Here is a 4,092-nt window from a genome sequence, read left to right as displayed (position 1 = left end):
CTGGTGGACGAGGCACCCGAGCCCGCCGAGGCCGCGCACCTGCGCGAATGCCTGGTGTGCCGGCGCGAGCTGTCGGAGATGCGCGGCCAGACCCAGGCCCTGGCCGCACTGGCGGGGGACGGGCCGGCGCCCGGCGCGTGGGATGACCTGGAGGCCCGCCTCCGCGCCGAGGGATTGATCCGCGGCGCCACCGTTACGCCGCTGCGCCCCCGGTGGATCCGCACGCACGGACTGCGCGCCGCCGCGTCGCTCGCCTTGTTCCTGCTGGGCGGCACGGCGGGCGCGGCGCTGTGGAACGCACGCACGTCGCGGCAGCTTGCGGCGGTCGCCGCGGTGCCGGCTCCCACGGCCGCCGCGGCGGAAACGCGGACGGAAACGCCGTCCGGGTCGTCGTTCGCGGGCCTCATGGGTGGCACCACGCAGGACGAGGCGCCGCGCTCGTCGGTACGGCTGGCGAGCACCGCATCTGCGGCGGTGGACACGCCATCCATGCGGCCCCGCCCCTCGGCTCCGCGCCCCGCGCCCGTGCGGGTGACCCCGCGGCAGGCGGAAGACGCCGCCCGCCAGCTGCTGGAAGCTCAGGCGGCGTACGTGGGCGCGCTGCAGCGCTACGCCGCCATCGCGGACCCCAACAGCGGCAACCCGCCGGAAACACGCCTCGCCGCGCTCGACCGGCTGGTGACGCTGACGGCCGAGGCGCTGGAGCATGCGCCCGGCGACCCGGTGATCAACGGATACCACCTCGCGGCCACGGCCGAGCGCACCCGCCTGCGCCGTGAGCTGGAACAAGACGCCCAGACCGCCTGGTTCTGAGGCTTTCGCGAAGCAAGACCTGACGGAGACACGAAACGATGAAGTACCGCAACCTGATTCTGCCGCTGCTGGCCGCAGCGCTTGCCCTTCCCGCCACCGCGCGGGCCCAGGAAGACACGACCGCACAGGGACGCCGTCCGGGGATGATCGGCGTGGTGTTCGACGTGAAGGACGGAGACGACGCCGTGCGCATCCTGGAGGTGCGGCCGGGCTCCCCCGCCGCGCGCGCCGGCGTGCGCCAGGGCGACGTGGTCGTGCGCCTGAACGGCCAGGCCGCCACGGGCCGGACCTTCGAGGTAATGCCGCGCCGCCTGCAGGCCGGCGACACCGTGCGGCTGCGCGTCCGCCGCGACGCCGGCGGCGAGCAGGACGTGGTGATCGTGGCCGCGCCGCGCCCGGGCCAGGTGCGCATGGCGGGGCCCACCCGCGAGCGCATGAGGATCATCATCGATGGCGACACCAGCGAGGTGCCGTTCGGCGCCATGCTCCACCAGCTGGACTCGCTGAGCGAGCACCTGCCGCTGGAAGCCATGGCGCTGCGCATCGACAGCCTTCATTCGCGGCTGCTGGACATCGATACCACCGTGCTGCGCTTTCACGTCGATTCGCTGATCACCATCCTGGGCGACAGCCTGCCGGTGATGATGCGCCGCATGCCGAACATCGAGATCATCGGCGGCGAAGGCATGATGCCCCTGCGCGAAGAAGTGAACGTGCACAGCGACACGCGGTTCGATGGGCCCGACGCACGGCCGTTCCTGATGGAGTTGGGCCGCCGCTCGGCCGCCGGCGCCGAGCTGGCCGAGATGAACGAGGGGCTGAGCCGCTACTTCGGCAACGTCCGCGAGGGCGCGCTGGTGATCGACGTGGGCTCCGACACCCCCGCGGCCCGCGCCGGGCTGGAGGCGGGCGACGTGATCGTCCGCGCGGGCGGGCAGAGCGTCAACGATCCCGAGGACGTCCGCCGCGCCCTGATGCGCGCCGAGAACGGCACCACCGAGGTCGAAGTGGTGCGCCAGGGCCGCCGCCGCACGCTCAACCTGCAGTGGGAAGGGAGCGGGGTTCGCACCTTCCGCCGCGAGCTGCGCCCGGACGGTCGGCGCGAGAACGTGATCATCCGGCGCGGCGCCGGAGAGTAAGGTCGGGAACGACGGTTACCACCGTCGCGACGTAGAGCACGAAAGAGCCCGGGCGCCGCATTCATGCAGGCGCCCGGGCTTTTTCTGTCTCTAGCTTTCCCCACGATCAGGAAGGAGGTGCCACGCCTTGCTCGCCGGTGGGCTGCTGCAGGCTGGGTCCGAGCGTGCGCAGCACTTCCGCGGTCGTATAGGTTTTACAATGCGCGGGAGATTCGCTTTCACACTTCAGTTCCGCGTCCACCGTATGCACACCGCGGATGGTGAGCCGGATGAGGTACTCGGTGGTCACACCCATATCGGGAGGGGTGCCGGGATACCTCTCGGTCTTCTCCCACCCCTGGTAGCGCACGACCTGGAAAAACGGGAACCCTGCGGCGCGCGCGAGTTCCGCGGAACGGTAGTAAGCACCGACCTCGCGCAGGTGATCACGGTTCATTCCCGCCTTGGTCCTGAAACTGACCTCCCAGACCCCTTCACCAAGGGATTTGTCCGAGTGTCCCGGGCTTTGGAGGAAATTGGACTTCATGTACAGGGGCGGAGTGCACCCGGTGAGGCCGGCGAGCGCCACCAGGATGAGAAGCTTACGCATCGTATCTCTACAGGAGGGGTCTACGGGTGAGCCGCGCCGGGTGCACGTGGATGGGCTCGTGCGGAACAGCGCGGGACCTGACGGGGACTGGGATCGTGGCCGTCGCTCCCCGCGGCTACCGGCGCACCACCGTCGGCGTGCGCGCGAGCAGCCGGGCGAGCACACGCCGCTCCGTGCGCCACTGGGCATCGTATCCCACCTGCTCCGTGGCGCCCTGGAACTGCGTGGCGATCTCGGGATCGACCGGCTGGCCCTTGCGGCGCACCTCGTAGTGAAGGTGCGGACCCGTGGCCAGGCCGCTCGCGCCCACGTAGCCAACCACGTCTCCCTGCCGCACCGGCTGCGACGGGCGCACCGCCACGCCGGAAAGGTGGGCGTAGCGCGTCGTGTAGCCGTTCGGGTGCTGAACCTCCACCAGGTTGCCGTATCCGCCGCGGACCGCCGCGAACGACACGCTCCCGTCCGCCGTGGCGCGCACCGGCGTGCCGTAGCGGGCCGCGTAGTCGATGCCCGTGTGCGGCAGAATGCGGTTCAGGATGGGGTGCATGCGGTTCATCCGGAACGGCGACGTCACCCGCAGCACGTCCAGCGGCCCCGACCAGGGCGTGGCGTCCAGCGACTGGCCGCCGTCGTCGTAGTAGCCCGGCGTCTTGGCGGTCTCGTAGAGGAAAACGGTGTGCAGCCCGCCGCCCACCGCGGCCTGTGCCGCCAGCACCTGGATGGACCGCGTGCTTCCATCCGGCCGCTTCACCCGCTCGTAGGCCACCTTCAGCCGACCGCCCGTTTCCAGCTCGCGCTCGCGCAGCACGGGGACGAAGATCTTGTCCAGGTGGCGGCCCACCATGTCGCGCTCGGCATCCGTCAGGTCGCTGGCGATCACGCGCAGCGCGTCACGAAAGCTGCCGCGCGCAAACCCGCCGATCAGGAGCGTGTCGATGCTGACGGGAATGGCGCGCGCGGCCGGCAGACGGAGGGCGGCCTCGTCCGGCGCCTCGGCCGGCCCAGCCAGGGCAACGGCGGAGGTAATGGCGAGCACCGCCGCCGCGAGTACCGCGGTGGCGAGTCCGGGCGGCTTGATGCCGCGGGGCGTGGAAGGTCGGAATGCGGCCATGCTAACGCCGGCGGAGGGCCGGCACCTGCGACGGGTACAGGGATGTGCGGATGACGCAACAAGATAACCGGGCGGGCGCTCCGGGGAAAGCTTTGTCGCTCAGCCCCGGGGCGCAGCCTGCAGGCGCCGCGACGGATGGTGAGGCTTGATCTCGGCGTTCAGGAAGCGCCCCTTGCTGTCCGCATCCAGCAGCGCGCGGTACGTCTCCTCGGGCACATCGTCGTACTCGTACACGCCGCCATTCAGGAACTCCACCTCCAGCACCTGCCGCCCGGGGTCGTATCCCGCGCTGGCCAGGCTCGACGAATCCAGCCGCTGCCGCTTCATCCATCCACCTCCAGTCCCGCGCCGCAGTCTTCACGGCGGTCCGTTCCTGCCGTTTACTGTAGTTTACTTCGTGCACTTTCCATTCCGCACGCAGTCGTTCGGCAGAAAGGCAT

4 protein-coding genes and 1 pseudogene are annotated in these 4,092 nt (G+C 70.7%); 2 read left to right on the top strand and 3 right to left on the bottom strand.

Going from position 1 to position 4,092, the window contains the following annotated elements; all coding sequences use genetic code 11:
• Nucleotides 1-813, top strand: a pseudogene (locus tag VIB55_RS21340) (hypothetical protein); the annotation flags it as partial.
• Between the two features lie 38 nt (nt 814-851).
• On the top strand, nt 852-1,952 hold the full coding sequence (locus tag VIB55_RS21335) for a PDZ domain-containing protein (protein ID WP_331878694.1): 1,101 nt from the start codon (nt 852-854) through the stop codon (nt 1,950-1,952).
• Between the two features lie 106 nt (nt 1,953-2,058).
• On the opposite strand, the gene VIB55_RS21330 is transcribed toward VIB55_RS21335, so the two are convergent.
• The 3 genes from VIB55_RS21330 to VIB55_RS21320 form a co-directional block, all read right to left on the bottom strand.
• On the bottom strand, nt 2,059-2,541 hold the full coding sequence (locus tag VIB55_RS21330) for a CC0125/CC1285 family lipoprotein (RefSeq protein ID WP_331878693.1): 483 nt from the start codon (nt 2,539-2,541) through the stop codon (nt 2,059-2,061).
• Between the two features lie 115 nt (nt 2,542-2,656).
• Nucleotides 2,657-3,652, bottom strand: coding sequence for a M23 family metallopeptidase (locus VIB55_RS21325; RefSeq protein ID WP_331878692.1), 996 nt, complete (start codon nt 3,650-3,652; stop codon nt 2,657-2,659).
• A 99-nt stretch (nt 3,653-3,751) separates the two neighbouring features.
• Complete coding sequence (locus VIB55_RS21320; protein ID WP_331878691.1) at nt 3,752-3,979, bottom strand: KTSC domain-containing protein; 228 nt, start codon at nt 3,977-3,979, stop codon at nt 3,752-3,754.
• Between the last annotated feature and the right edge of the window lie 113 nt (nt 3,980-4,092).

This window comes from Longimicrobium sp. (assembly GCF_036554565.1).
Lineage (GTDB): Bacteria > Gemmatimonadota > Gemmatimonadetes > Longimicrobiales > Longimicrobiaceae > Longimicrobium.
The sequence above is the reverse complement of the archived record's forward strand: the minus strand, read 5'-3'. Positions and strand labels throughout refer to the sequence as shown.

Coding starts and splice junctions, on each gene's coding strand:
- VIB55_RS21325 (WP_331878692.1), bottom strand. CDS start 3,652: ATGGCCGCATTCCGACCTTCCACGCCCCGCGGCATCAAGCCGCCCGGA.
- VIB55_RS21320 (WP_331878691.1), bottom strand. CDS start 3,979: ATGAAGCGGCAGCGGCTGGATTCGTCGAGCCTGGCCAGCGCGGGATAC.
- VIB55_RS21335 (WP_331878694.1), top strand. CDS start 852: ATGAAGTACCGCAACCTGATTCTGCCGCTGCTGGCCGCAGCGCTTGCC.
- VIB55_RS21330 (WP_331878693.1), bottom strand. CDS start 2,541: ATGCGTAAGCTTCTCATCCTGGTGGCGCTCGCCGGCCTCACCGGGTGC.